The 2,424-nt window shown below is 72.1% G+C and carries 1 protein-coding gene; it reads right to left on the reverse strand.

What is annotated here, in order from left to right; translation table 11 throughout:
- On the reverse strand, positions 1–2,345 hold a 2,345-nt coding region (locus tag ABZ154_RS34925), incomplete at its 3' end, for a polyketide synthase dehydratase domain-containing protein (protein WP_356838483.1).
- Positions 2,346–2,424 lie beyond the last annotated feature (79 nt).

Below are 2,424 nucleotides of genomic sequence, written 5' to 3' on the forward strand. Positions count from 1 at the left end.
CCCAGCAAACGCAACGACGCATCCACGAACTCACCCGCCAACGAGTTCAGAACGACATCGACACCACCAGCGACCCCCGCGAACACCGCCTCGAAATCCGTCGAACGCGACGACGCGATGTGATCATCCGCCACACCCAACGACCGCAGCACATCCCACTTGCCCTCACTCGCCGTCGCGAAGACCTCCGCACCCAGATACCTCGCCACCTGGATCGCCGCCATACCCACACCCCCCGCACCGGCATGGATCAGCACCTTCTCCCCCGCACGCACCCCACCCAGCTCCACCAACGCGTAATACGCCGTCAGGAACACCAACGGCACCGACGCCGCCGACTCCCACGACCACCCCTCGGGGAGCCTGGTGAGCAGCCGCTCGTCGCCGACCACCAGGGAGCCGAAGCCGCCGGAAACGAGGCCCGTGACCGGGTCGCCGGGCCGCAGTCCGGTGACCTCGGGGCCCACTTCGGTGACCACGCCCGCGGCCTCGCGCCCCATGCGTCCGGCGTCGCCGGGATACATGTCGAGTGCCTTGAGGACATCGCGGAAGTTGACCCCCGCCGCACGGACCTCGATGCGCACCTCGCGGCCGGTCAGGGGCTCCAGTGCCTCGGGGAAGGGCGCCAGGGCCAGCCCGTCCAGGCTTCCCTGCGTCTCGCTGTCCAGGCGCCACGGGGTCCCGGACGGCGGTACCAGCCCGGTTCCGGAATCGATCCGGGCGAGCCTGCCCGCGTGGATCGCGCCGTCGCGGACCGCCACTTGGGGCTCATCCGTCGTGAGGGCGCCCACGAGGTACTGCCGCGGGTCGTCGGTGGGGCCGAGGTCCACCAGGCCGAAGCAGCCGGGGTTCTCCGTCTGCGCGGAGCGCACCAGGCCCCACACCGAGGCGGCCGCCACGTCGACGGCGTCCTCGTCGGCGACCGTCATCGCGCCGCGTGTGACGAACACCAGCCGGGAGCCGGCGAACCGCTCCTCGGCCAGCCACTCCTGCGCCAGCGCCAGCGCGCTCCCGGTCAGCGCGTGAGCGGACTCCGCGACCTCTGCGTCGGCGGTGCTGGCGATCCCCACCAGCACGGTGCCGGGCACCGGGGCCCCGTCGGCTCCCAGGGCCGTCAGGTCCGGGTGCGTGTCGACCCGGGGCCCTGCCGCGGCCATCGCTCCGGCGAGTCCGAACGGGTCGTCGCCCACCAGCGCGACCGTTTCGGGCACATCGGTGCCGGCCTTCACCGGCACCCATTCGAGACCGAACAACGCGTCCCGGACCAACGTGGCGTCGTCGCTCAGTTCCTCGCTCGTCACAGCACGTACGAGAAGGGAGTCCACCGAGGCGACCGGCTCGCCGGACGCGTCGGCGGCTGCGAGGGAGACCGCGTTCCGGCCCTCGACCGGGGCGATCCTCACCCGCAGGGTGGTGGCTCCCGTGGCGTGCAGCGACACGCCCTCCCACGAGAACGGCAGCCCCGCCGCGCCCTGCTCACCGTCGTCGGCGAGGAGCGAGGCGTGCAGTGCGGAGTCCAGCAGCGCGGGGTGCAGACCGAAGGCGGCGGCGTCCGCCTGCACGCCTTCCGGAAGGGTCACCTCGGCGAAAATCTCGTCGTCACGCCGCCACGCGGCTCGCAGACCCCGGAACACCGGGCCGTACGCGAACCCGAGTGCGGCGAAGCGGTCGTAGCATCCGTCGGCTTCCAGTTCCTCGGCGTGCGCGGGCGGCCACACCGTGGCATCGAAGTCTTCGGCCCAACGTGTGCCGCTCCCGGCTGCGATGAGACCGGTGGCGTGCTGGGTCCAGGACCGCTCGTCGTCGCCGTCGGGCCGGGAGTGCACCGTGATCGAGCGGCGGGACGCGTCGTCCGCGGCCCCGACGCGCACCTGTACCTGCACGGCGCCACTTTCGGGCAGTACGAGCGGCGCCGCGAGCGTCAGCTCTTCGATCCGGTCGCAGCCGACCTCGTCACCGGCACGGAACGCCAGCTCCAGGAGCGCGGTTCCGGGCAGCAGAACCCGGCCCATGACCGCATGGTCGGCGAGCCACGGATGCGACCGGACGGACAGCCGTCCGGTGAACAGCGCGCCCTCTCCCTCCGCCAGTTCGAGGGAAGCGCCCAGCAACGGGTGTGCGGTCGCGCCCAGTCCTGCCGCCCGTACGTCACCCCTGGCGCCGGCCTGCGGAGCTGCCGGCCAGATCCACTGGTGCTGGAACGGGTAGGTGGGCACGTCCACCCCCGACGCCCCGGTTCCGGCGAAAACCGCTGACCAGTCGATGGGAACGCCTCGTACGTACAAGTGGGCCAGCGCGTTGAGCGCGGTCTCCTCCTCGGGGCGGTCCCTACGGAGGGCGGGCACGGTGACGGCACCCCCCGGCACCGACTCCTGAGCCAACGCCGACAGCACACCGTCCGGCCCCAACTCCAGGAACAGAGAC

The organism is Streptomyces sp. NPDC006261, assembly GCF_040613515.1.
Taxonomy (GTDB): Bacteria; Actinomycetota; Actinomycetes; order Streptomycetales; family Streptomycetaceae; genus Streptomyces.